Source organism: Pseudomonas sp. DWP2-2, from assembly GCF_049897065.1.
In the GTDB taxonomy this organism is placed as follows: Bacteria; Pseudomonadota; Gammaproteobacteria; order Pseudomonadales; family Pseudomonadaceae; genus Aquipseudomonas; species Aquipseudomonas paracarnis.
In genome coordinates, this window is record NZ_JAFCVN010000013.1 from 106,844 (window position 1) to 130,861 (window position 24,018).

17 protein-coding genes are annotated in these 24,018 nt (G+C 60.7%); 7 read left to right on the forward strand and 10 right to left on the reverse strand.

Translation table 11 applies throughout. The annotated features are described in order from the left end of the window. The first annotated feature begins 195 nt into the window (after positions 1 to 195). Positions 196 to 894: an OmpW/AlkL family protein gene (locus tag ACP7CZ_RS23050; RefSeq protein WP_014720136.1), complete on the forward strand. Its 699-nt coding sequence runs from the start codon at positions 196 to 198 to the stop codon at positions 892 to 894. Between the two features lie 166 nt (positions 895 to 1,060). On the opposite strand, the gene ACP7CZ_RS23055 is transcribed toward ACP7CZ_RS23050, so the two are convergent. After that, positions 1,061 to 1,945: a sugar nucleotide-binding protein gene (locus ACP7CZ_RS23055; RefSeq protein ID WP_054896955.1), complete on the reverse strand. Its 885-nt coding sequence runs from the start codon at positions 1,943 to 1,945 to the stop codon at positions 1,061 to 1,063. Between the two features lie 166 nt (positions 1,946 to 2,111). On the opposite strand from ACP7CZ_RS23055, the gene ACP7CZ_RS23060 reads away from it, so the two are divergent. Continuing rightward, a complete protein-coding gene (locus tag ACP7CZ_RS23060) occupies positions 2,112 to 6,359 on the forward strand; it encodes a DEAD/DEAH box helicase (RefSeq protein WP_294167222.1) in 4,248 nt (1,415 codons plus the stop codon). A 107-nt stretch (positions 6,360 to 6,466) separates the two neighbouring features. Here the strand turns inward: ACP7CZ_RS23060 and ACP7CZ_RS23065 are convergent, their stop codons facing one another. Next, the gene (locus tag ACP7CZ_RS23065; protein WP_197900759.1) at positions 6,467 to 8,554 is read right to left on the reverse strand and encodes a mechanosensitive ion channel family protein; all 2,088 of its coding nucleotides are present in this window, start codon (positions 8,552 to 8,554) and stop codon (positions 6,467 to 6,469) included. A gap of 188 nt (positions 8,555 to 8,742) precedes the next feature. On the opposite strand from ACP7CZ_RS23065, the gene ACP7CZ_RS23070 reads away from it, so the two are divergent. From ACP7CZ_RS23070 to ACP7CZ_RS23085, 4 genes are read left to right on the forward strand one after another with little or no spacing between them, the layout of a single operon-like run. Beyond that, positions 8,743 to 9,669 (forward strand): DUF72 domain-containing protein, encoded by a 927-nt coding sequence (locus tag ACP7CZ_RS23070; RefSeq protein ID WP_054896945.1) that lies wholly within the window; start codon positions 8,743 to 8,745, stop codon positions 9,667 to 9,669. Continuing rightward, entirely contained in the window at positions 9,666 to 10,442 is a 777-nt protein-coding gene (locus ACP7CZ_RS23075; RefSeq protein WP_032895083.1) for an endonuclease/exonuclease/phosphatase family protein, read from the forward strand. The genes ACP7CZ_RS23070 and ACP7CZ_RS23075 overlap by 4 nt, the downstream gene beginning before the upstream one ends. Then, positions 10,439 to 11,701, forward strand: a complete 1,263-nt coding sequence (gene clsB / locus ACP7CZ_RS23080; RefSeq protein ID WP_198791682.1) for a cardiolipin synthase ClsB — start codon at positions 10,439 to 10,441, stop codon at positions 11,699 to 11,701. Before ACP7CZ_RS23075 ends, clsB begins: the two co-directional genes overlap by 4 nt. Further along, positions 11,691 to 12,656, forward strand: coding sequence for a lysylphosphatidylglycerol synthase domain-containing protein (locus tag ACP7CZ_RS23085; RefSeq protein WP_198791681.1), 966 nt, complete (start codon positions 11,691 to 11,693; stop codon positions 12,654 to 12,656). Before clsB ends, ACP7CZ_RS23085 begins: the two co-directional genes overlap by 11 nt. A 112-nt stretch (positions 12,657 to 12,768) precedes the next feature. Here ACP7CZ_RS23085 and ACP7CZ_RS23090 read toward each other — a convergent pair whose 3' ends face one another. The 3 genes from ACP7CZ_RS23090 to ACP7CZ_RS23100 all read right to left on the reverse strand — a co-directional run bounded on the left by ACP7CZ_RS23090 (position 12,769) and on the right by ACP7CZ_RS23100 (position 15,764). Then, positions 12,769 to 13,524, reverse strand: coding sequence for an alpha/beta hydrolase family protein (locus ACP7CZ_RS23090; RefSeq protein WP_294167198.1), 756 nt, complete (start codon positions 13,522 to 13,524; stop codon positions 12,769 to 12,771). Beyond that, the gene (locus tag ACP7CZ_RS23095; protein WP_197901046.1) at positions 13,514 to 14,623 is read right to left on the reverse strand and encodes a DUF3182 family protein; all 1,110 of its coding nucleotides are present in this window, start codon (positions 14,621 to 14,623) and stop codon (positions 13,514 to 13,516) included. The genes ACP7CZ_RS23090 and ACP7CZ_RS23095 overlap by 11 nt, the downstream gene beginning before the upstream one ends. A gap of 169 nt (positions 14,624 to 14,792) precedes the next feature. Continuing rightward, positions 14,793 to 15,764: a GlxA family transcriptional regulator gene (locus tag ACP7CZ_RS23100; protein WP_294167195.1), complete on the reverse strand. Its 972-nt coding sequence runs from the start codon at positions 15,762 to 15,764 to the stop codon at positions 14,793 to 14,795. Between the two features lie 96 nt (positions 15,765 to 15,860). Here ACP7CZ_RS23100 and ACP7CZ_RS23105 point away from each other — a divergent pair, with 96 nt between their 5' ends. Continuing rightward, a complete protein-coding gene (locus ACP7CZ_RS23105) occupies positions 15,861 to 16,424 on the forward strand; it encodes a cysteine hydrolase family protein (protein ID WP_057975594.1) in 564 nt (187 codons plus the stop codon). 21 nt (positions 16,425 to 16,445) lie between these two features. On the opposite strand, the gene tam is transcribed toward ACP7CZ_RS23105, so the two are convergent. The 5 genes from tam to ACP7CZ_RS23130 form a co-directional block, all read right to left on the reverse strand. Next, positions 16,446 to 17,207 (reverse strand): trans-aconitate 2-methyltransferase, encoded by a 762-nt coding sequence (gene tam, locus ACP7CZ_RS23110; protein ID WP_054918195.1) that lies wholly within the window; start codon positions 17,205 to 17,207, stop codon positions 16,446 to 16,448. A 547-nt stretch (positions 17,208 to 17,754) separates the two neighbouring features. Then, complete coding sequence (locus ACP7CZ_RS23115) at positions 17,755 to 18,111, reverse strand: copper-binding protein (RefSeq protein ID WP_294167184.1); 357 nt, start codon at positions 18,109 to 18,111, stop codon at positions 17,755 to 17,757. Further along, positions 18,108 to 21,266, reverse strand: a complete 3,159-nt coding sequence (locus tag ACP7CZ_RS23120) for an efflux RND transporter permease subunit (RefSeq protein WP_294167181.1) — start codon at positions 21,264 to 21,266, stop codon at positions 18,108 to 18,110. Before ACP7CZ_RS23120 ends, ACP7CZ_RS23115 begins: the two co-directional genes overlap by 4 nt. Continuing rightward, positions 21,263 to 22,747 carry an efflux RND transporter periplasmic adaptor subunit gene (locus tag ACP7CZ_RS23125; RefSeq protein ID WP_294167178.1) on the reverse strand — a complete coding sequence of 495 codons (1,485 nt, stop codon included), beginning with the start codon at positions 22,745 to 22,747 and terminating at the stop codon, positions 21,263 to 21,265. Before ACP7CZ_RS23125 ends, ACP7CZ_RS23120 begins: the two co-directional genes overlap by 4 nt. Further along, on the reverse strand, positions 22,744 to 24,000 hold the full coding sequence (locus tag ACP7CZ_RS23130) for a TolC family protein (protein WP_294167175.1): 1,257 nt from the start codon (positions 23,998 to 24,000) through the stop codon (positions 22,744 to 22,746). The genes ACP7CZ_RS23125 and ACP7CZ_RS23130 overlap by 4 nt, the downstream gene beginning before the upstream one ends. Between the last annotated feature and the right edge of the window lie 18 nt (positions 24,001 to 24,018).

Sequence of the window (24,018 nt, forward strand, 5' to 3'; positions counted from 1 at the left end):
GGCCTGCTCGCGAAAGCGGTGTATCAGGCGCTGCATCTGTTACTGCACCACCGCTTTCGCAGGCAAGCCAGCTCCCACAGGTTTAGATCAGTGGCGCAAGTGACTGATCACCCTTTCATTGAGCTGAGTCAAAAGACCGTACGGAACGATCTTTACCATTGGACGTACAACTTTTAAACGTCCTTTGGAGCTCCCATGAACAAGTCTCTGCTCGGCGCGTCCCTCTTCGCGCTCGCCCTCGTCGCCCCCGTCGCCCACGCTCACCAGGCGGGCGATATTCTGGTTCGCGCCGGTGCAATTACCGTGAACCCGAAGGCCGACAGCAGCAGCGTCAAGGTTGACCAGGGCCCATTGGCCGGCACCAATCTGGGCGGCAAGGCGACCATGAGCAGCGACACCCAACTGGGCTTGAACTTCGCCTACATGATCACCGACCACGTCGGCATCGAATTGCTCGCGGCCACGCCGTTCGAGCATGACGTGAAGATCAAGAACACCGCCCTGGGCGCCGCCAATGGCAAGCTCGGCACGCTGAAGCACCTGCCGCCGACCTTGAGCGTCGTGTACTACCCGCTGGATCACAAATCCGCGTTCCAACCGTATGTGGGCGCCGGTATCAACTACACCTGGATCTACGACGAGCACGTGGGCAGCCGCGCCGAACAGGCTGGTTTCAGCAACTTCAAGGCCGAGAACTCCTGGGGCTGGGCTGCACAGATCGGCGCCGACTACATGATCAACGACAAGTGGATGATCAACGCCCAGGCGCGCTACATCGACATCAGCACCAAAGCGACTGTGGATAACAACGCGCTGGGCCAGGGCACTCGGGCCAAGGTCAATGTGGATGTAGACCCGATGGTTTACATGGTGGGTATCGGTTACAAATTCTGAGTTCGGTTTAAGCCACACCGCATAACCCATGTGGGAGGGGGCTTATGTGGGAGCCGGGCTTGCCCGCGATGCAGACACCACGGTGTATCAGTGATACCCAGGTGATGCTATCGCAGGCAAGCCAGCTCCCACATAAGTCCCCTCCCACATTTTGGTTTTGAGGGTGTCAGCTATGGCGGTAGAAGCGATCCAGTAGCGCCGGCAAACCTGCCCGCCATGCCCGTGGTTTGATGCCAAAGGTGTGGAGGATTTTCTTGCAGGCCAACACCGCATGCTGCGGTTCATCCGCCGCATCCGGCCGCGCTGCGTGAGCCTGGGCGGTGGGGGACTCGATGGCCAACGGATGGAAGTTGCGCGCTTCAGTCAGAATCGCCTGCCCCAGCGCCAACGGGGTAGTCGCCTCGTGGCCGGCGTAGTGGTAGGTGCCCCACAGCGGCGCAGCGCAATCGAGTTGCTTGAGCACCGAGATGATCACCCGCGCCGCATCGTCCACCGGCGTCGGGTTGCCCCGGCGGTCGTCGGCCATCAGTAGCTCGTCGGCGTTCTCGGCCCGGGCCAGGAAGCGCCCGAGCGTGCCGTCGACGCTGTCATCGAGCAACCAGCCAAACCGCAGCAGCACATGCTGCGGGCACGTAGCGCGCACGCTTTGTTCGATACGCCACAACGCCTGGCCGCGCAGGCCCAGGGGCACCGGCTCGTCTTTCTCGCTGTAGGCCGTGGCGCGGGAGCCATCGAATACGCGGTAGCTGGACGGTTGCAGCAGGGTGATGCTGTGATGCTGGCACAGCTCGGCCAGGCGTTCGATGGCGAACTCCTGGGCGGCCAAGCGGGTTTCGCTCACGGCTTCGGCCTGGAACCAGTCGAAATAGTAGGCGAGGTTGATCAAGGCATCGGGACGGGTGTCGTCGAGCAATTGGGTGAGGCTTGCGGCATCCCAGCCGTCTTGGGGCGGTTTGGGGGCGAGGAAACCGATGTCTTCCTCCGCACCGAGGCGAATCAGCGCCTGCCCGAGGGCATTCCCGCCGCCCAGTAACATAAGGCGCATTCGCATAGATTGAGCAGGCCCGGTCTGTTTGGAACGATGGTTATTATCGACAGGCATGTGCGCCTTGCCGTAGGTAGTTGCCAGAATCGTTGCATTTTGCGGGTTTGTAGCGCAACCGTCACGGATAAAGTGCGGGGTTGCAACTTGGCCCCGCCGGTTGCATATAGGGTGAATGAACCTTCCCGAATCAACGGACAAGGGTTTGCACGGCTTTCACCCCGCCGTCAGCACTTGGTTCCGTAGTACCTTTCCTTCGGTGACCAACGCCCAGGCCCAGGCGTGGCCGTTGATCCGCCAGCGCCGCTCGACGCTGATCGCCGCGCCCACCGGCTCCGGCAAGACGCTGACGGCCTTCCTGGCGGTGCTGGACGACCTGGTGCACCAAGGCCTGGCCAACGGCGGCGAACTGCCGGACCAAACCCTGGTGGTGTATGTGTCGCCGCTCAAGGCGCTATCCAACGATATCCAGATCAACCTGCAAAACCCGCTGGCCGGCATTACCGAACATCTAGAGAAGCGGGGGCTGCCGCCGCTGGTAATCCGCACCGCTGTGCGCACCGGCGACACCCCGCAAAAAGACCGCGCCCAGATGCGCAAACGCGCACCGCATATCCTGGTAACCACTCCTGAATCGCTCTACGTGCTGCTCGGCTCGGATTCCGGCCGGCACATGCTCGCCAGCACACGTACGGTGATCGTCGATGAGATCCACGCCATCGCCGCTGGCAAGCGCGGCAGCCACTTGGCCTTGAGCCTGGAGCGCCTGCAAGGGCTGTGTGCCGAGCCATTGACCCGTATCGGCTTGTCGGCCACGCAAAAACCCATCGAAGTCGTCGCACGCTTTTTAGTTGGCACCGAACGTGATTGCGCCATTGTGGATATCGGCCACGCCCGCCCCCGTGACCTGGCGATCGAAGTGCCGCTGGTGCCGCTCTCGGCGGTGATGGCCAACGACGTGTGGGAGTTGGTCTACGATCGCCTCGCGCAATTGGCCCGTGAACACCGCACCACCCTGGTATTCGTCAACACCCGACGCCTGGCCGAACGCCTGGCCCGGCACTTGAGCGAGCGCCTGGGCAAGACCGCCGTGGCCGCTCACCACGGCAGTCTGGCCAAGGAGATGCGCCTGGATGCCGAACAGCGCCTCAAGGCCGGCGAACTGCAAGTGTTGATCGCCACGGCGTCCCTGGAGCTGGGGATTGATATCGGCGAAGTGGACCTGGTGTGCCAGATCGGCTCACCCGGTTCCATCAACGGCTTCCTGCAACGGGTCGGCCGTTCAGGGCACCAGGTCGGTGGCACGCCCAAGGGGCGCCTGTTTGCCACCACCCGCGACGACCTGATCGAGTGCGCCGCGCTGCTCGACTGCGTGCGCCGTGGCGAGCTGGATACCTTGCATATTCCGGTGGCACCGCTCGATGTACTGGCCCAGCAGATCATCGCCGAGGTCAGCGCCCAGGAATGGCCGGAACAGGCGCTGCTGGCGCTTATCCACCGCGCCGCGCCTTACGCCGAACTGGATGAACGCCACTACCAGGCCCTTTTGCAGATGCTCAGCGAGGGCTACAACGGCCGCCAGGGCATGCGCAGCGCCTACCTGCACCGCGACGCTGTGGCCCACACCCTGCGTGGCCGCCGTGGCGCCAGGCTCACGGCGGTAACCAGCGGCGGCACGATCCCCGACAACGCCGACTACAGCGTGTTGCTGGAGCCGCAAAGCCTGAATATCGGCAGCGTCAACGAAGACTTTGCGGTGGAAAGCATCGCCGGGGATATCTTCCAGCTCGGCAATACCTCCTATCGCATCCTGCGTGTCGAAGCCGGCAAGGTGCGGGTCGAAGACGCCCAGGGCCAACCCCCGACCATTCCGTTCTGGTTGGGTGAAGCGCCCGGGCGCAGCAACGAGTTATCGGTGGCCGTGGCCCGCTTGCAAGGGCAATTGGACAGCTTGCTCGGCGCCACGCCCGGCGACCTGCAACCGGCCCTCGACTGGCTTACCGGCACCCTGGGTCTCAATGTCGCCAGCGCCGACCAACTGTTGGATTACCTCGCCCGGTCGCGCCAGGCCCTGAGCGCCTTGCCGTCCCAGGACACATTGATCATGGAACGGTTTTTCGATGCGTCCGGCGGCACCCAACTGATCATCCACACGCCGTTTGGCAGCCGCATCAACCGCGCCTGGGGCCTGGCCTTGCGCAAGCGCTTTTGCCGTACCTTCAATTTCGAGTTGCAAGCGGCGGCCAGTGAAAATGCCATCGTGCTGTCGTTGTCCACCAGTCACAGCTTCGCGCTGGATGAGGTGTGGCGTTACCTCAACAGCAACAGTGCCGAGCACATCCTGATCCAGGCCGTGCTGGATGCGCCACTGTTCGGTGTGCGCTGGCGCTGGAATGCCGGCGTGGCCCTGGCGCTGCCGCGTTATACCGGCGGGCGCAAGGTGGCGCCGCAGATCCAGCGCATGAAGAGCGAAGACCTGATAGCCAGCGTATTTCCCGACCAGATCGCCTGCCTGGAAAACCTCTCCGGCGAACGCGAAATCCCCAACCACCCGCTGGTGGAGCAAACCCTCGACGACTGCCTGCACGAGGCCATGGACAGCGACGCCTGGCTGGCGCTGCTGCGGCGCATGGAACGCGGCGACGTGCGGTTGATCAGCCGCGACCTGCCCGCGCCCTCGCCCATGGCCGCAGAAATCCTCAGCGCTAAACCCTATACCTTCCTCGACGACGCCCCCCTGGAAGAGCGCCGCACCCAGGCCGTGCTCAACCGACGCTGGAGCGACCCGCAGAGCACCGACGACTTGGGCGCCCTGGATGCCGACGCCATCGCCGGTGTACGCGAAGAAGCCTGGCCGGCGCCCAATGGCCTGGATGAAATGCATGAAGCGTTGATGAGCCTGGCGTGCATCGCAGCGGGCGAAGTTACGCCGCAATGGGCCCAATGGTTGCAGGCCTTGCGCAAGGCCGGGCGGACCTATCAGTTGCCCAACGGAATGTGGGTCGCCGTAGAGCGCTTGAATTGTTTGCAGGCGCTGTATCCCAACGATCTGCCGTTGCTGCCGGGGTTCGATGAGCCCTGGTCCTTTGATGAAGCGCTGGTGGAAGTGCTACGTGCGCGCCTGAGTGGTTTTGGCCCACTGACCCTGGTCGAGATCGCAGCGCCCCTGGCATTACCGGTGGTGGCGCTTACCCAGGCCCTGGCACGCCTGGAACAAGAAGGCTATGTGCTGCGAGGTCACTTCAGCCCCGGCGTGGGTGAAGAACAATGGTGCGAACGTCATTTGCTGGCGCGCATTCATCGCAACACGGTCAAGCGCCTGCGCCGGGAAATCGAGCCGGTGGCATTGCAGGATTTCATGCGCTTTCTGTTCGATTGGCAACACCTGTCCGACAGCACCCGCGGCCAGGGCAGCGCCGTGTTGCCGCAAATCGTCGGCCAGTTCGAAGGCTATGCCGCTGCCACGTCAGCCTGGGACACAGACCTGCTCAGCGCCCGCATCAAGGATTACTCATCGACCTGGCTCGATGACCTGTGCCGCAGCGGCAAGCTGGTCTGGACGCGCCTGAGCAACAAGGCCGGCGCCACGGCATTGCGCAGCACCCCGGTGGTTTTGCTCCCCCGTAGCCAGGTAGCGTTGTGGAGCGGGCTGACCGAGCCTACCGACAGCACCACCTTGTCGCCCAAGACGCAGAAGGTCCACCTGGCCCTGCGCGAGCATGGCGCGCTGTTTTTCGATGAACTGGTACACGAGGCCCATTTGCTGCCCAGCGAGTTGGAGACAGCCTTGCAGGAATTGGTAGGCGCCGGCTTGGTGAATGCTGACAGCTTCGCCGGCCTGCGCGCCTTGACCACCCCCGCGAGCAAACGCCAGGCGCGCAGCAGTCGACGTGGGCGCGGGGCGTTTGTCGGCGGTATGGACGACGCCGGGCGTTGGGCCTTGGTTCGCCGCTCGGCGACCGCCGCCGGCGCGCATACGGCCGAGACCCTGGAGCATGTGGCGATGACCCTGCTGCGCCGCTATGGCGTGGTGTTCTGGCGGCTGCTGGAGCGCGAGGCGGATTGGTTACCGAGTTGGCGCGAGTTGCTGCGCACCTTCCATCGGTTGGAGGCGCGAGGCGAGATCCGTGGCGGGCGGTTTGTCAGTGGGTTGGCGGGAGAGCAGTTTGCATTGCCGGAGGCGATACCGTTGCTGCGCGAGGTGCGGCGGCGGCCCCATGATGGGAGTTTAATTGCGGTGTGTGGGGCGGATCCGTTGAATCTTGTCGGCACGCTGTTACCGGGAGCCAAGGTGCCAGCGGTAAGCGGTAATCGGGTTGTGTACCGTGATGGGGTGCCGGCGGCGGTGATGGTAGGGGGCAAGCAGCAGGTTTTGTTGGAGATGGATCAGCAAGCGGTGCAGGAGAAGTTGATCAGGCGCTGACCTTGAGGGCCTCATCGGGAGCAAGCCCCCTCCCACACTTGAAACGTGCTCACAAATCTCAATGTGGGAGGGGCTTGCTCCCGATGGGGCCAGAACAGCCACCTTCATCATTGAGACCTGGGCTGCTCCGTCAACACCGCATCCTGCTCATGCTCCTGCGCCACACGCTTAGGCAACAACACCTGCTGTGGATAAGTTTGCGCAAAATGCACCTCATCACAGTTATCCACAAGCTTTTTCAAGCGCTGATTAAACGCACGGCTGACAGCGTATTGGCCACCCGAAACCGTGCGGAACTGCGCCGTGAGCACCACGCCATTGAGGTCCATCTTGTCCACCCCGAACACCTCCAACGGCCCTTGCAGGTTGTACTTGAGGAACACATCGTCGCGAATCGACTGGCCGGCCTCGCGGATCAGCTCCACGGCCCTGTCCACGTCAGTGTCGTAGGTGAACTGCACCGAGAAGAAGGCATAGGCGAATTGACGGGACTGGTTGGTGACCGCCTTGATCTGCCCGAACGGCACCGAATGCACAAACCCCTTGCCATCACGCAGGCGCAGGGTGCGGATGGTCAGGCCCTCCACGGTGCCGGCGTGACCAGAGTCGAGCACCACCCAATCGCCGATGGACAGGGTGTCTTCGATAATGATGAACAGGCCAGTAATCACGTCCTGCACCAGTTGCTGGGAACCGAAACCGATCGCCAGTCCCACCACCCCGGCGCCCGCCAGCAACGGCGCGACATTGATGCCCAGATTGGCCATGGTGGTGATCGCGCAGATCACCACCAGGATGATCTTCACTGCATTGCGCAGCAGCGGCAGGATGGTTTTGACCCGGGTACTGGGCTGGCGACTGGAACGTTTATTCACCGGTGGTTTGAGGGCTTCCTGGATCGCAGTGTCGAGCACCACCCAGAACAGCCAGGTCACCAACAGGATCAGGCCGATACTGCTGAGGGAATCACTGATGGCCCGGCCCACCGAGTTGCGCTGGGCGAATTCGAACAGCGAAACGCCCCAGATACGCCCGAGTATCTCGATAAACGCGATGGCCATGACGATACGCAAAATTGCGTGCAGCAAACTCAGGAAGCGTTCCTTGTAGGCACTGCTGCGCTGGATCGATACCTGGCTGCGGGACTTGAACAGGTGTTGCAGCACGGTGCTGAGAAACACCGTGCCGATCAGTAACAAGGTGGTGAGCAGCGCGCAGCGCAGGGCCTCTTGGTTGTCGTCACCGGCACCAATCAGGTTGACCGCCGACACCAGCACCATCAACAGAATCGGCCAGTACCAGAGCCCGGAAAACACCCGCAGCGACTGTTGCAATGCTGGATGTTTGAGACGCTGGGCCAACGGCCGATTGCGGATCAAATGGGCCACCGGCCGCCGCAGGCGTACCACCAGCACGCCAAAGATGACTGCGGCAAACAGGCCGGTAAACACGGCGATGCTGCTGGTGATATTGCCGCCCAACTGACGAGCGATTTGCGGGCTGGTCAGCGCATCGCTGAGGGCCGCGAGAAAGCCGATCAGGAACAGCGGCTTGGGGCAATAGTCACGAATGATCTGCACGGCAGGCCGCTTGTGCCCGACGTTGAACATGACAATGACGCACAGCAACAGCGAGGTGGAAAAGATGCCACTGCTGGTGGCGTAGGCAAAACACAGTGCCAGGGCTCGGCCGACAGACGCAGGTAAAAAGTGACTGACATAAAGGGTCAGCGGCAGGCAGATCAGCGCTGGAATCGTGTAGGGCACCACATAGCTCAGCAAGCCTTGCAGCCGTTGACGCCGCGCAAGGAACGGGCGGCGGCTCGATCGTTGCACAACCAGGCGCCCAAGCATCGTCAACAGGGCAAAGGCACCGGCCCACACGCCGGACAACAGCAGGAAATCGCCGGCCACGCTCCAGGGCGAGCGTGCGGCTGTCTGGTCTACCAGGCGCCCTACTTCGTCTGCGGCGCGATCAGCACGCAGGCGCCAGGCGTCGATGAGGTTCTGGTCGAGATCGAGCTTGTTCTGCACGTCGTCGATGCTGGAGCTGATGGCCCCGAGCAACCCGCCCTCCACCAGCAGCTCCGGCTTGGCCGGTGTGTCGGCAGCAGGCGCAGAGGCCGCGGCCTGCAATGCGCCATTGCCGCAGAGCAGCAGCGCGCCGAGCAGTAATGCAGTCTTTAAATTCAGCAAAACAGCGGGCTCCTTCAGCAGGGTGTGTAAGGAACTGACGAGCTGGGGCCTTTATCGTTCCCTGCATTTGCAATGCCCCTCCCGCATTTCACCCCTATTACCGCCTGTAGGAATGTGGAAACTTTCAGCCAAATAGCGCAGTCATCCCATAACGGAGGTCACCTCACCCACCATCCACGGGAGTAAACATGGCGGCGATTCACATCGGCATTTCCGGCTGGCGCTACACGCCCTGGCGCGGGGACTTTTACCCCGAAGGGCTGACCCAGAAACGCGAGTTGCAGTTTGCGTCACGCGCCGTCAACAGCATCGAAATCAACGGCTCGTTCTACGCGCTGCAAACCCCCAAGCGCTACGCCGAGTGGTATGCCGATACGCCCGAAGGTTTCCTGTTCAGTGTCAAGGCGCCCCGTTTCATCACGCATATCCTGCGCCTGCGGGACGTGCACAAGCCGATGGCGAATTTCTTCGCTTCCGGCGTGCTGGAACTCAAAGAAAAACTCGGCCCCATCCTCTGGCAGTTTCCGCCCAGCTTCAAATTCGACGCCACGCTGTTCGAAACCTTTTTGGCTGAATTACCTACCGATACCCAGCAGGCAGCCGCCCTCGCCCGCCAGCATGAGCCACGCCTGAACGGCAAGGCGAGCATGAAGGCCTATGCCAAGAAGCCTTTGCGCCATGCCGTGGAGATTCGCAACAAGACTTTTGCCGTGCCGGAGTTCATCCAACTGCTGGATAAGCACGGTGTGGCGCTGGTGGTCGCGGACACCGCCGGCAAGTGGCCGTACGTGGAAGACGTGACCGCCAACTTCATGTACCTGCGCTTGCACGGCGACAAGCAGTTATACGCCAGCGGTTATAGCGCCGAAGCGCTCCAGCGCTGGGGTGACCGCATTGAGCGCTGGGCCCAGGGCAAGCAACCTGCCGATGCACACCTCGTCGACCCGCACCACACACCCCGCAGGCGTAAACACCGTGACGTGTTCTGCTTTTTCGACAACGACATCAAAGTTCGCGCCCCCTTCGATGCACGCCAATTGCTGCAACGTTTCGGGCTGGACCAACACCTGCTCACCGAACCTGGCCGGCTGCCGGAACCAGGAGTATTGCCATGACGCATCCAGAGCTGATCCCCACCCCGCCGACCACCGCCATCACCCGTTTCACGGTGCTGACGGTTAATATCCACAAGGGTTTCACCGCACTGAATCGCCGTTTCATCTTGCCCGAGCTGCGTGAAGCGGTGCGCAGCGTGGGCGCAGACATGGTGTTCTTGCAGGAGATCCATGGCACTCACGAACGCCATCCCCAGCGCTACAGCGACTGGCCAAAAATGCCGCAGTATGAATTCCTGGCCGACAGCATCTGGCCGCAATTTGCCTATGGGCGCAATGCGGTGTACCCCCATGGCGATCATGGCAATGCACTGCTGTCGAAATTCCAGATCATCCGCTACGACAACCTCGATATTTCGCAAAGCGGCCATGAAAACCGCGGCCTGCTGCATTGCGTGTTGCGCCTGCCGGGCAGCGGCCAGCAGGTGCACGCGATCTGCATCCACCTGGGCTTGCGCGAGGTGCACCGCCAACAACAATTGCGCTTGCTGGAACAACGTATCAGCGAGATTCCCGCCGATGCGCCGTTGGTGGTCGCTGGCGATTTCAACGACTGGCGGCAAAAAGCCGACCTGAGCCAAAGCGGCCTGCAGGAAGTGTTCATGCACACCCTCGGCAAACCGGCGCGCACCTTCCCGGCACGCCTGCCGTTGCTGCCGCTGGACCGCATTTATGTGCGCAACCTGACGGTGCACAACCCTCGCGTGCTCACCACTCGTCCCTGGTCCCATTTATCAGACCATGTGCCGCTGTCGGTGGAGGTTGAGCTATGAACGTTGCGGTAGACCATATCGCCACAGACCAACCGCCAGATGACAGCAAGGCGCGAGATCTGGATTACGGCTGGCAGAGCGGCAACCAGGTGGTGTTGCTGGAGAACGGCGAGGCGTACTTTCCTGCCGTGTTCGAGGCATTGCGCAGCGCCGAGCGCGAGATCCTGCTGGAGACCTTCATCCTTTTTGAAGACAAGGTCGGCTTTGAGCTGCACAGCATCCTCATCGAGGCGGCCAAGCGTGGGGTAAAGGTGGTGGTCAGCCTCGACGGTTTTGGTTGCGGCGAGCTGAGCCCGGGCTTCCTGCGGGAGTTGGCCGAAGCCGGGGTGATGGTGCAAATGTTCGACCCGGCGCCCAAGACCTTCGGCATACGCACTAACTGGTTTCGCCGCCTGCACCGCAAGATTGTGGTGGTGGATGCCCGCGTGGCGTTTATCGGCGGGATCAATTTTTCTGCTGACCACTTGGCGGATTTCGGCCCCGAAGCCAAGCAGGATTACGCCGTGCAGGTGATCGGCCCGGCCGTGGCCGACCTGCACCATTTCGCTCTTGCCCAAAGTGGCCGCCAGGTGCGCAGCCGTCGCGGTTGGCGGCGGCGCCAACAGCGGCCTTCACCCTGGACGAACGAGCCAGGCGACGGCCTGGTACGCCTGATTTACCGCGACAATATCCAGCATCGTGACGACATCGAAGACGCGTATATCCACGCCTTGAGCCAGGCCCGGCAGCGGGTGGTGATCGCCAACGCGTATTTCTTCCCCGGCTATCGCCTGCTTCGCGAGATCCGCAACGCGGCGCGCCGTGGCGTGCACGTGCAGTTGATCATGCAAGGCCAGCCGGACGTGCTGTTGGCGAAACTCGCTGCGCGCATGCTCTATGACTACTTGCTCAAGGATGGCGTGGTGATTCACGAATACTGCCAACGCCCGCTGCACGGCAAGGTGGCGCTGGTGGATGACGAATGGAGCACCGTCGGTTCGAGCAACCTGGACCCACTGAGCCTGGCATTGAACCTGGAAGCCAATGTGCTGATTCGCGACCGGGCTTTCAATCAGCAGCTCTACGAACGCCTGGAGGCCCTCGCCCGAAATCATTGCCAGACCATGCCGGAAAAGCGCAAGCCGCGCCTGTGGCTCTGGCGCCTGACCGTGGGTTTCCTAGTGTTCCATGTAATGCGCCATTTCCCGGTCCTGGCCAGTTGGTTGCCGGCCCACAAACCGCGTTTGAAGCCTTTTGAGACCACACCCCATGACGTCTGAAGCCCGCCCCCAAGCGCAAGCCTCTGGGTTCAAGCGCTGGAAGAAACCGCTGACGATTGCGTTCTTCGTGCTGCTGATCGTGTTGTTTACCCTGCTCGCCCGGCGCATCGACTGGAGCGAAGTGTTCCAGACCCTGAGCGAGTTCAAGCTACGCACATTGTTCATCGCCGGCGCGCTGACGCTGTGCAGTTTTATCGTCTATGCCTGCTTCGATTTGATCGGCCGCACCTACATTCGCCAGCCGTTGCGTTGGAAGCAGATATTACCGGTGGGCATCATCAGCTACGCGTTCAACCTCAACCTCAGCGCCTGGGTCGGCGGCATCGCCATGCGTTATCGGCTGTATTCACGCCTGGGCGTGAGCACCAGCAATATCGCCAAGATCCTCGGCCTGAGCCTGGCCACCAATTGGTTCGGCTATATGGTGTTGGCCGGGGTGGTGTTCAGCAGCGGGTTGGTGACCCTGCCGCCAGGCTGGAAGCTCAGCAGCGGCGCCTTGCAAGGCGTCGGGGTGTTATTGGTGATCGCGAGCCTGGGCTACCTGGCGGCGTGCCGGTTTTCGAAAAAGCGTGCGTGGTCGATTCGCGGTATCGAGATCAACTTGCCGTCGTTGCGCATGGCCTGTTTGCAGTTGGCCCTGGGTGCGTTGAACTGGTCATTGATGGCCGCGGTGATCTTTACCTTGCTGCCGGCCAAACTGGATTACCCACTGGTGCTGGGCGTGCTGTTGATCAGCGCGATTGCCGGAGTGGTCACCCACATCCCCGCCGGGTTGGGGGTGTTGGAGGCGGTGTTCATTGCGCTGTTGCAACATGAGGCGTCGCGGGGGAGTTTGCTGGCGGGGCTGATCGCGTATCGGGCGATTTACTTTATCTGCCCGTTGTTGATTGCACTGGTGATGTATTTGGGGGTGGAGGCCAAGGCCAAGGCGTTGCGGGTTAAGAAAACAGCCTGATGAGACGGTGGTGATTGTTGAATCGCTATCGCGGGCAAGCCCGGCTCCCACAGGGGAATGCATTCCAAGGTGGTGCCAGGCTTGCCCGCGATAGCGATCACAAGGGCAACGACTATCGGGCCTGAATGATGCTCAACCGCTCCCCCACCACCATCTCGGTAATCCAGTCCACCAGGATCGAGGTGTACGCCTGCTGCGACACCGGGTCGCTCAGGGAATGGTCGGCGCCGTCGATGATGCGGTGGGTCAGCGAATGGGTCTGCTGGCACGCTGCGCGGTAACTCATGATGGTGGCGTGGGGCACATGGTCGTCGGTTTCCGACTCGACAATCAGCACATCGCCGGTAAATTGCGCGCAGGCATGCAGGGCGCGGTTGGTTTCGGCGTGCACGAGGGTGCCGCGGTAATCCATCAGGTCGGCTTTATCCAAGTCGCGCTTGGGCTTGAGCCATTCCTGGTCGCGGTACAGCGCCGGCACTCGCAGCGCCAGCCAACGTACCGGGCGCAATGAGGTGAGGATCGCCGCGAGGTACCCGCCATAACTGGTGCCCACCACTGCCACCGCCGAGGTGTCGATAGCCGGGTGGGACAGCAGGCGATCGTAAGCGGCCAACAGGTCGCGCAGATTGTCTTCGCGGGTGACGCGGCACAAGGGGATGCCGGTGCCAGCATGGCCACGCAGGTCGAAGGTCAGGCATACACATCCAAGGCCTGCGATGCCTTTGGCCCGCTCCAGGTCCCGCTCCTGGCTGCCGCCCCAGCCGTGCACGAACAACACGCCGGGCACTTTGGACTTGGGACTGAGGAATGTCCCGCTCATCTGTTCGTCGTCTATATCGATGGTGATGCTCTCGCTTCTAGCCGTCATAAGTCTTGACCGTCACATACTTGAGTAGAAAGTCGCTGTTTTCGGCCGGGCCTCGGTATACCTCGATGGCATCCGCCGGCAGCGCCTGGTCTACATAGGTTTCTACCGAGGACACACGGATGGCTTTAAGGCCCGGATGGTTGATAAAACTCTGCAACGCCGCGACTTCCGCGCTGCTGGCCCCGCCCATGCGCCAGGATTGTTCGAGCACACCACTGCGGCGCTGGCCTGTGCTGTCCAGGCCTTGGGCGATGTCGTAGTTGCGGCGCGAGGCGAAGAAGCCTGGGTAGGCCTCATTCGCAGCACGGTCGAAAACCAGCGCCTGTTCGATGGCCTCACGCACGTCTTCAGGCAGATCCAGTTTGAGCAGGGCAGCGTAATCACCGGGGACGACCAGCAGATCGGAACCGCCGTAGACCTCTTCCCCCTGCCCGTCTTGCGTCAGGTGCTGCTCGCCGCAGTAGCTGAAGAGGTGAGCGCCGATAAAGCTCTGGCCCACACTGTGGGTGACCACCGCGTGCAGGTCTTGTTCCAGCACCACACCTTCATTGAACATTCGGGCCGCTTCCGGGCGCGCCACTATCGCGTCGAACTCATCCAGGCTGTGGATAACTTCCTGCCCCCGCCCTGCACAGGCATTTACGGGTTTCAGACGAATCGGGCCGCTGTAGAGCAAGCGGGTCGCGGCAGGCCGTGCATCCTCAAGGGCGAACACACTCACACCGTCCAACACCACGTCACGCACACGCTCGCAGAATGACGGCGACCAGCCTTCGGGCGCCTTGGCCTCGGGACTCAGCAGCCCGTGACTGATGGCTTTGGTGCAGATGAACGCGTGATCGACATAGCCGCCCCACAGATCTTGTGGCCCCTTGATATTGAGCTGGCGCGCTTGGGCTGGCCCGACCAGGGTTTGCGTGGGCAGCAGATACAACTCCCGACCCGCATGCAGGGCCGGGTCGTAACTGCCACCGAACTTGAGCCCCAGGATCTGCGCGAGCCAGCGTGCGAGGGCGCGGTTGGTTTCGATTTCATGCAGGGGCGCACCCTCTCGCATGGAGTGGGCGACCACCAACTTCTTGCGACTTATGGGGGTCATGCGGTCCCCTTTTCTATCAACCTTTGTGTAGCAGTGAGGTTGCATGGATCAGGCCAACGCTGGGATTGAGGGAAGAGCTGTTAAATCAATCAGTTGCGCAAAAAGTGATGGCCGTTAGCCTGTTTTATTCTGCACGACCCGGGGAGAAGCCTGCGGCGTTCTGCACGATTCAAACCCCGAAGCGGTTGCGGTAATCGCTGGGGGACAGGCCGGTGATTTTCTTGAAGATGACGCGAAAGGCGCTGGGGTCCTGATAGCCCACGGTCCAGGCAATGTGATCGATCGTGCCGTTGGTGAACTCCAGCATCTGCCGCGCCTTGCCGACTCGCAGATGCTGACAGTACTCGGTGGGTTTCAGCCCGGTGGCGTTGCGAAAGCGGCGCAAGAACGTGCGCTCCTCCAGGTTCGCCTCCTGCGCCATCGCCGCCACGGACACATCCACCGCGCCACTGGCCTGCAGCCAATGCTGGACCTTGAGGACCGCACCATCACCATGCCTGAGAATCGGCGCAAAGTTGCTACCGCACTGGCTGGCACTGGCGCTGTGCTCGATCACCAGAAAGCGCGCAGTGTCAGCTGCAATGCTCGGCCCCATAAGCCGATCGACCAGGCGCAGGCCCAGCTCCGACCAGGCCATCAGCCCAGCGGAGGTGATCAGGTCGCCGTCATCGACAATAGGTTTATCCGCTTCCAGTCGCACCGCCGGGTAACAGGCCGCAAAAGACTTCGCGGAGGACCAGTGGGTGGTGGCACTGCGACCATCCAACAGGCCGCTGCGCGCCAGCATGATCGAGCCGATGCACACGCCGCCCAGCACGGTGCCGCCCGCATGTTGCAGGCGCAGCCATTCCAGCAGCGCAGGCGGCGCCTGGTCTTCGGTGAACTCTGCAATTGAGGGCGGCACCAACACGGCCATCATCGGTTGCTCGGGGCCTGGGGGGCTGTCGAACGTGCGCGCGGGCGTGCCGTGGGCATCTACCTGCCAGTGGCTGACCCGCAGCAGCGGTAACTGCGCAGATTCATGCTCGGCGGCGATGCGGTTAGCGACCCCGAACAGGTCGGTCAGCCCGTGGACTGCGGCGAGTTGCGCGCCCTGGTAGATCAACACACCCAGCTCGACAGTGCTGCGTTGCGCGGCCATTGTCAGTTTTCCCCCTGTTATTGTCGGTGCAGCCAATTCTCGGTGTGATCGCCAGCTAAGATACTAGGCCCATCAACCCATCACGAGGCAACACACATGGCCAAGCAGGCGCTCATCCTAATCGATATCCAGAACGACTACTTCCCCCAGGGCAAGTGGCCGCTCGACGGCGTGGAAGCCGCAGCGGACAAGGCGGCGCAGGTGCTCCAGGCGTTTCGGCAGGCAGGCGATGCGGTGATTCATGTACGGCATGAGTTCGCTGGCGACGACGCACCGTTCTTCACACCGGGCTCCGAAGGCGCGCATTTGCATGCCAAGGTGCTCAACGAGGGCGATGAACCGGTGGTGCTCAAACACTTCGTGAATGCGTTTCGCCAAACCAACCTGCGCGAACTGCTGGAACAGCGCAGCATCACCGAGGTGGTGGTGGTGGGTAGCATGAGCCATATGTGCGTTGACGCCGTGGTGCGGGCGGCAGCGGACTTGGGCTACAAGGTTACGGTGATCCATGACGCCTGCGCGACCCGCGACCAGGAATTCAACGGCCAGGTGATTCCGGCGGCACAGGTGCACGGGGCGTACATGGCCTCCCTGGCATTTGGCTATGCGGGTGTAGTGTCGGCAGAGGAATATCTGAAAGCCCAAGCAGCGGCTGCGTGACCGCCACCTGGGCTGATCGCTTTAGCGTGTGGCAATGATGAACAGCCGCGGAAAGGGCAACAACACCGTGCCATCGGCCAGGGCTGGATAAGCCTGGGTAATTCGCGCCTGGTATTGCTGCAGGAAGGCGGCTTTTTCATCGTCCGTCAACGGCGCAAGAAAAGGCCGCAATGCCGAAGCCTTGAACCACTCCACCACCGCCGCGTGGTCCGCCAAGGGGTGTTGATAGGTGGTGCGCCACACGTCCACGGTACTGCAATGCTTGCTCAGCAGTTCGTAGTAGTAACTGGCGGTGTGCCGTTCATTGTGTTTGACCGCCCCTATCTTTGCCGACCATGGGCCATCGGCCGCGACTTCTCGGGCAAGACGATGGGCGGGCTCGTCAAGATTGTCCGGGGTTTGCACCGCCAGCGTACCGCCTAGGTTCAGTTGGTGGACCAAATGCGGGTAGAGCGTGGCGTGGTCGGGCAGCCATTGCAGCGAGGCATTGGCCAGAATCACATCCAAGCGTTGCGCAGAATGCCAGGCGCCGATGTCCGCCAGCTCGAAGTTCAACCTGGGCAGGCGCTTGCGGGCGTCTGCCAACATGTCATCGGAGCTGTCCATGCCAGTGACGTGCGCTTGGGGGAAACGCTCGGCCAGCACTTCAGTGGAGTTTCCCGGCCCGCACCCCAGGTCGACTGCGGTGCCCACGTCGGTGTTGGGAATTGCCGCAACCAGGTCACGGACGGGGCGAGTGCGCTGCTGTTCGAACATCGTGTACTGCTTGGCGGACCAGGTCATCACAGCCTTCCTTCTTTGTTAGAGGTGGCGCCAGCCTAAATCTTGTGAGCCATGAGAACAAATGCTGGGGTTGGTGTGCTGCCTGTACAAAGGCACCCCGCGCGCGACGCCTGCACGTCGACCATAAAAAAACCCCGATGCTTTCGCTATCGGGGGTTTTGTTTGTTCAGGGTCGGTCTTGGACCTTAGAAAGGTAGTTCACATAAGAGCAGACCATCACCCCTATATCGCCTTATTTTACTGGTAAAAATCAAAAAAAATAACGACATTCACAGAAAAACGTAAAGAACAGTCCGTCTTGATTCGCAGAAAACCTGGAATGGGAAAGCGTGCGAAGACTTGTGTAAAGATCGTGCTTTACACAAGTCGTATTTTGCGCAATTTCGGATGGCTCTTCGCTTACTAGATAGTTGGAAGAGTTCGAACAGATGATCAGCTTCAAGTCGCGCCGGTTTAGCTTGATCGCGGTTGGTTAACACCAAAATCAAACAGACGCGGAGCCCCCCTTCGTACCTACATCATGTGGGAGGGCCAATCCGTCTCGTGCTTATTTCACCTTTTTAATGGACACAACCGTGGCTTTCGCGCCCTCAGATCTGAATTCGAAAGTCACCTGATCTCCAGCGCTTAGCCCCGTCAATTGGTCCGTCGTGGCGGAAAAAGCCATGGTCATAGGCGGCCACTGCACCGCCGGCACAGCGCCATGCGCGATAGTCACAGTGTGCTTCTCGGAGTTAATAGCCTTGATTGTGCCCTCCGCTTTGGCTACTGGAGCTTGCTTTGCGTCTTGCTTCATCTGCATGCCCTCCATACCGTCCATTTTCATACCCGGCATGTCCTCTGCCAAGGCAGAAAGGGACAGCGTAACGACGGTGCTTGCAACTGCAATCAGGGTCAGTTTCATACGATTTTTCCTTGATGGTTGATAGGTTCAACTAAGAGGTGCCGGCGACGCATCAGGCGATAGGCTGCCGGAATGACAAACAGGGAAAGCAAGGGTGCCGTGACCATGCCGCCAACCATAGGCGCGGCGATACGGCTCATCACTTCGCTACCAGTACCGCTGCCCAACAAGATGGGTAACAGGCCGGCAATGATGACCGCCACGGTCATGGCCTTGGGTCGAACGCGCTGCACAGCGCCTTCACGAATGGCCGCCACCAGCCCGTGCTCAGTGTTGTCGCCGAGGTCTTCACGTTCGGCCCAGGCGTTCTTCAGGTAGAGCAGCATGATTACGCCAAATTCGGCGGAAACACCGGCCAAGGCGATAAAACCGACCCCGGTCGCGACTGACAAGTTGAATCCCAATAGATAGAGGAACCATGCCCCACCCGTGAGAGCGAATGGCAGAGTGGCCATGATCAGCAATGCCTCATCGAAGCGGGCAAACGTCAGGTAGAGCAACACGAAGATGATCAACAGCGTGGCAGGCACCACCAGCTTGAGTCGTGCGTTGGCCCGCTCTAGAAATTCGAACTGCCCTGAGTAACTCAGACTCATGCCGGGCTGCAACTTGACCTGCTCATTGACGACCCGGCGTAGATCGGCGACCACTGAGGCAATGTCCCGGCCACGCACGTCGATATACACCCAACCAGAGGGTCGTGCGTTCTCGCTTTTGAGCATCGGTGGACCGTCCGTGACTTTTACTTTCGCCACCGTGCCTAGGGTGATCTGGTTACCTAGCGGGGTATAGATCGGCAATTGCTCCAAGGAACCGAGCGAGTCACGCCACTCCCGTGGGTAACGCACGTTGATCGGGAAGCGTGCGAGCCCTTCAATGGTCTCACCGACATTTTCACCGCCGATAGCGCCGGCCACGATCGACTGCACATCGGCGATGTTCAGTCCGTAGCGAGCGGCGGCTTTGCGGTCGATATCGACATCGATATAGCGACCACCGGTCAGTCGCTCGGCCAGAGCCGAACTGACACCGGGTACGCCCTTGGCCACTCGCTCAACCGCCTGGGTGGCCGCATCGATTTCCGTCAGGTTGGCGCCCGCAACTTTCACTCCGATGGGACTCTTAATCCCCGTAGCCAGCATGTCGATACGGTTACGAATCGGTGGTATCCAGATATTCGTCAGCCCAGGGACTCGTACCACTCGATCCAGTTCTTCCACTAATTTTTCCTGGGTCATGCCTGGACGCCATTGCTCGTGCGGCTTGAACTGGATGGTGGTCTCGAACATTTCCAGCGGTGCCGGGTCGGTGGCGGTTTCCGCACGTCCGGCCTTACCGAAGACGTGTTCGACCTCTGGCACGGTCTTGATCAGGCGGTCAGTCTGTTGCAGCAGTTGTGCCGCTTTCTGCGCCGACAGTCCCGGCAGAGCTGAAGGCATATAGAGCAGGTCGCCCTCGTCCAACGGGGGGAGAAACTCGCCACCCAAGCGAGACATTGGCCATAGCGCACTGGCAAAAACCAATACCGCCACCAGCAGCGTGATCTTTGGTCGACGCAAGACTGTGTCCAGGGCTGGCTGATAGATCCGAATCAACCACCGGTTCAACGGGTTCTGTTGTTCACTGGGAATTCGTCCTCGAATCCAGTAGCCCATCAGCACCGGCACCAAGGTCACTGACAATCCCGCCGCTGCGGCCATGGCGTAGGTCTTGGTGAAAGCCAAAGGGCCGAACAGCCGTCCTTCCTGAGCTTCCAGCGTGAAAACCGGAATGAACGACAGAGTGATGATCAATAAACAGAAGAACAGCGCTGGGCCTACCTCTGCCGCCGCTTCGGTCATTACGTGCCAATGACGCTCACCCTTCAGTTCTTCCCCCGGATTGGCCGCGTGCCACGCCTCAATCTTCTTGTGGGCGTTCTCGATCATCACCACGGCGGCGTCGACCATGGCGCCGATGGCGATGGCTATCCCGCCCAAGGACATAATGTTGGCGTTGATGCCCTGGTAACGCATGACGATGAAGGCAATCAACACACCAACAGGCAAGGAGATGATAGCCACTAGGGATGAGCGCAGGTGCCAGAGGAAGATCCCACACACCAACGCGACGACGATGAACTCTTCGATGAGCTTGTGGCTGAGATTTTCCACAGCGCGGTCGATCAGCTTGCTGCGGTCATAGGTGGTGACGATTTCGACCCCGGCCGGCAGGCTGCTTTTCAGTTCGTCGAGTTTGGTTTTGACTGCCGCAATGGTCTCGCGAGCGTTCTTGCCGCTGCGCAATATCACCACGCCGCCGACAGTCTCGCCTTCGCCGTCGAGTTCAGTAATGCCACGCCGCATTTCCGGTCCCAACTGAATCGTGGCGACATCGCCAAGGGTCACCGGCACACCGCCCGAGCCCAGCTTCAGCGGGATCGCCCGAAAGTCATTGAGCGTCTTCAAGTAGCCGGAAGCACGCACGATGAACTCGGTCTCTGCCATCTCCAGCACCGCGCCACCAGTTTCCTGATTGGCCTTGCCGATAGCCTCGGTTACCTCAGCCTGAGTGATATCGAGGCTGGCCAGTTTGAGCGGATCGAGCTGCACTTGGTACTGCTTGACCATGCCACCCACCGTGGCCACTTCCGCAACGTTGGGTAGAGTCTTGAGTTCAAACTTAAGGAACCAGTCCTGAAGTGCGCGAAGTTGCGCCAGATCATGTCCGCCACTGCGGTCCACCAGTGCGTACTGATAGATCCAGCCCACGCCCGTCGCATCCGGCCCCAATGCCGGCTTGGCGCTGGCCGGTAACCGACTTTGTATCTGACTCAGGTATTCCAACACCCGCGAGCGGGCCCAGTACAAGTCAGTGCCGTCTTCGAACAGCACGTACACGAAGCTGTCACCAAAGAAGGAATAACCACGTACCGCCTTGGCTCCCGGCACCGAGAGCATGGTGGTAGCCAACGGGTAGGTCACCTGGTTTTCGACAATCTGCGGCGCTTGTCCCGGATAAGGGGTGCGGATGATCACCTGCACATCGGAGAGATCAGGTAGCGCATCGATGGGCGTGCTCTGCACCGACCAGATGCCCCAAGCGGTGACGAACAGCGTCGCCAGTAGCACCAGGAATCGGTTGGCCACTGACCAACGAATCAGGGCAGCAATCATGGCTGGCTCCCCGATTTATCCAGGCGCTCAACACGCAAGCCATCGTCGGTCTGACTCACCGCGACCCGAACCTTATCGCCCGTTTTCAGACCCTGCATCAACGCTGGGTTGGAGAGTGGGAACGTCATCGTCATGCCGGGCATGCCCAGCGTTTTGAAAGGGCCATGGGCGAGAGTGACTTCTTTGTCGTTGATCTCGACGATCTGCCCATCCGCTTCATGAAAGCTGGAGGCTGCTGCGCTGGGTGGTGACTCTTCCTCTGAGCTTGCAACGATGCCCTTAAGGCTGGCCTCCGAGTCGAGCAGGAACTGGCCAGAGGTAACCACCTTCTGGCCTTCTTCCAGACCTTTCACTATCGCTATCTTGCCATCGCTTTCCTGCCCGAGCTGCACCGCCACGGGACGGTAGCGGCCAGCATCTTCGGCGAGCATCACCAAGGCACGTCGGCCCGTGCGAATGACGGCCTCGCTGGGCACCCACAACACACTTTGCTCGGTCGAACGATTTAGGCGTACCTGCGCCGTCAAACCCGGTCTGAGGCGTCCGTCCGGATTGGGTAACTCGACTCGTACGCGAAGAGTGCGGCTGTCTGGATTGGTCTCGGGCAAAATCGCGCTGACATTGCCTTTGAGTATTGTCCCAGGGAAGGCTGGCAGACGCGCTTCGACTGCCTGTCCCACGGCGATCGATCCGGCATCCAATTCTGGTACGGCCGCCGCTAGCCAGACACTACTCAAGCCATTAACGCGTGCAAGGGTGTCGCCGGTCGCCACGGTCATACCCGCACGTACGTTCAACTCTTGCAGCACACCGGCAATGGGACTGGTAAGCGTCAAGTACGGCTGAACCTTACCGCCACGCTCTACCTGAGTAATCAGCGCTGCCGGCATCCCTGTGAGCCGTAGACGCTGGCGTGCCGCATCCAACAGGGCGGCATCCCCGTTGCGTTTCAGGGCAAGGAACTCTGTCTGAGCAGCGGCCCATTCCGGCACCAGGATATCCGCCAACGCCGAGTTGGCTTTGAGCACATCACCGGGAGCATGGGCATAGACCCGCTCCACAAAGCCTGTGGTGCGTGCCTGAATCACAGCGACATCACGTTCGTTGAACACCAAGACACCGGTTACTTCGAGGCTGGAATCAAAGATCCCACGGGTGACAGTCGCAAAACGCAGTCCAAGATTCTGGGTCAGACTTGGATCGATGCTGACGCTCGCTCGGTCCCCTGCGCCGCCGGCGTATTGGGGGACCAGTTGCATGTCCATGAAGGGGGACTTACCTGGCTTATCGAACTTTTGCTGCGGGTACATGGGGTCGTACCAATAGAGCGCTTTGCGTTCACCCGTTGAATTGAGGCTCTGCTCCGAGGCTGTATTTGGTACTCCACTCATGCGTTGATGCGCGAACCAGTAACCACCGGCAATACCGAGTGCCAGCGAGATGCCTAACAGCAATGCCACGTTTCCTTTTTTAAGGATCATTGGCTGGACTCCCCATAAGCAAAATACAGACGCGCACTGGTCAGCGCTTGCTGCTCTTCCACGTCGATCTGTTTAAGGCGGGCCTCTATGAGTTCACGCCGGGCGGCAACAACGGCGTTTAAATCGCCTTTGCCCGAGCGATAACTGGCCATGCTGAGTTCGACCTTTTCCTTGGCCAGCGGCAACAGGCTTTCCTGGTTGCGGCGCACAGCACGATTCAGGCGCTCATAGTCAGCGAGTTCGTTTTCCAGTTGCTGGGTGTGCTCGCGAGATAGGGCTTCGCGCTCGGCTTCAAGCTGACTGAGTTCAGCCTGTTTGGCTGCAATTTTGGGGTTTTGGCGGGAGTCAGGAAACAGCGGCAGATCCCAGGAAAATTGCACGCTGACCATATCGCCGAACTCACGGCCTCGGCGCTGGTAATCCAGTTCCCAGCTCCAGTCCGACTGTTTCTCCGACACCGCTTCATTAACTTTGGCTTGCGCTTCACGGGTCATCGGCGCAAATGCGGCCAACTCGGGATGGTGTTGCAGTTTATGGGCGTAGCTTGAGGCTTCGACAGGCCATTCAGGTAGGCTGCCCACAGGCTTGTCGTTGGCTGCGGAACCAATCCAGCGTTTGAGGGCCGCTCGGGCCTGTGCTCTTTGGAGAATCAGATTGTCCTGTTGCTCCGCCAGTTGAACCGCTTCCTGCTTGGGTGTCACCGCATCAGCGGGTTGAGCGCGGCCACCGGCAATCTGGGCTCGGACGGTATCGCTCAGCAGGCGGTTTTCTTTGTAGAAGTCTTGGAACAGCACATCTTTGCGCTCAACCGAGTAGCTGCTGATCCAGGCCAAAGCCGTGGACTGGCGTACTTTCAGACGTTCGACTCGACGCTCCGCAGCGGCGCGATCAACAGCTGCATCGGCAACTTCAATGCGCGCTTTGCGTTTGTTGCTGTTGGGCATTTCTTGCCTGACCCCGACCATTTGCATGGTCATGAAGTCCTGGTCGATGCTCCAGCGATCCGGACCGCCAATCGGGAAGTTTTGCACACCCAGCAGCAGCTTGGGGTCAGGCAGCTCACCGGCAGGGATGGCTGCACTGCTGGCAGCCTGAATTTTGGCGTCTTGTGCGGTCAGCGACGGTGCATTGTTTTCGGCCAGCCGCAACGCCTCATCGAGTGTCAACGCGGCAGCGAAGCTCGGCAAAGCCAGTACGCTTGCCGCCAGACCGGCCACCAGGGACCAAACTGTGCAATAGCACTTGGAGTTCATATTTAAATTCCTGTGAAA

Bases quoted from the DNA above. Each gene is read 5' to 3' on its own strand.
- ACP7CZ_RS23070 (WP_054896945.1), top strand. From the start codon at position 8,743: ATGGCGGCGATTCACATCGGCATTTCCGGCTGGCGCTACACGCCCTGG.
- clsB (WP_198791682.1), top strand. From the start codon at position 10,439: ATGAACGTTGCGGTAGACCATATCGCCACAGACCAACCGCCAGATGAC.
- ACP7CZ_RS23090 (WP_294167198.1), bottom strand. From the start codon at position 13,524: ATGACGGCTAGAAGCGAGAGCATCACCATCGATATAGACGACGAACAG.
- ACP7CZ_RS23060 (WP_294167222.1), top strand. From the start codon at position 2,112: ATGAACCTTCCCGAATCAACGGACAAGGGTTTGCACGGCTTTCACCCC.
- ACP7CZ_RS23055 (WP_054896955.1), bottom strand. From the start codon at position 1,945: ATGCGAATGCGCCTTATGTTACTGGGCGGCGGGAATGCCCTCGGGCAG.
- ACP7CZ_RS23050 (WP_014720136.1), top strand. From the start codon at position 196: ATGAACAAGTCTCTGCTCGGCGCGTCCCTCTTCGCGCTCGCCCTCGTC.
- ACP7CZ_RS23095 (WP_197901046.1), bottom strand. From the start codon at position 14,623: ATGACCCCCATAAGTCGCAAGAAGTTGGTGGTCGCCCACTCCATGCGA.
- ACP7CZ_RS23085 (WP_198791681.1), top strand. From the start codon at position 11,691: ATGACGTCTGAAGCCCGCCCCCAAGCGCAAGCCTCTGGGTTCAAGCGC.
- ACP7CZ_RS23125 (WP_294167178.1), bottom strand. From the start codon at position 22,747: ATGATCCTTAAAAAAGGAAACGTGGCATTGCTGTTAGGCATCTCGCTG.
- ACP7CZ_RS23120 (WP_294167181.1), bottom strand. From the start codon at position 21,266: ATGATTGCTGCCCTGATTCGTTGGTCAGTGGCCAACCGATTCCTGGTG.
- tam (WP_054918195.1), bottom strand. From the start codon at position 17,207: ATGACCTGGTCCGCCAAGCAGTACACGATGTTCGAACAGCAGCGCACT.
- ACP7CZ_RS23100 (WP_294167195.1), bottom strand. From the start codon at position 15,764: ATGGCCGCGCAACGCAGCACTGTCGAGCTGGGTGTGTTGATCTACCAG.
- ACP7CZ_RS23130 (WP_294167175.1), bottom strand. From the start codon at position 24,000: ATGAACTCCAAGTGCTATTGCACAGTTTGGTCCCTGGTGGCCGGTCTG.
- ACP7CZ_RS23105 (WP_057975594.1), top strand. From the start codon at position 15,861: ATGGCCAAGCAGGCGCTCATCCTAATCGATATCCAGAACGACTACTTC.
- ACP7CZ_RS23115 (WP_294167184.1), bottom strand. From the start codon at position 18,111: ATGAAACTGACCCTGATTGCAGTTGCAAGCACCGTCGTTACGCTGTCC.
- ACP7CZ_RS23075 (WP_032895083.1), top strand. From the start codon at position 9,666: ATGACGCATCCAGAGCTGATCCCCACCCCGCCGACCACCGCCATCACC.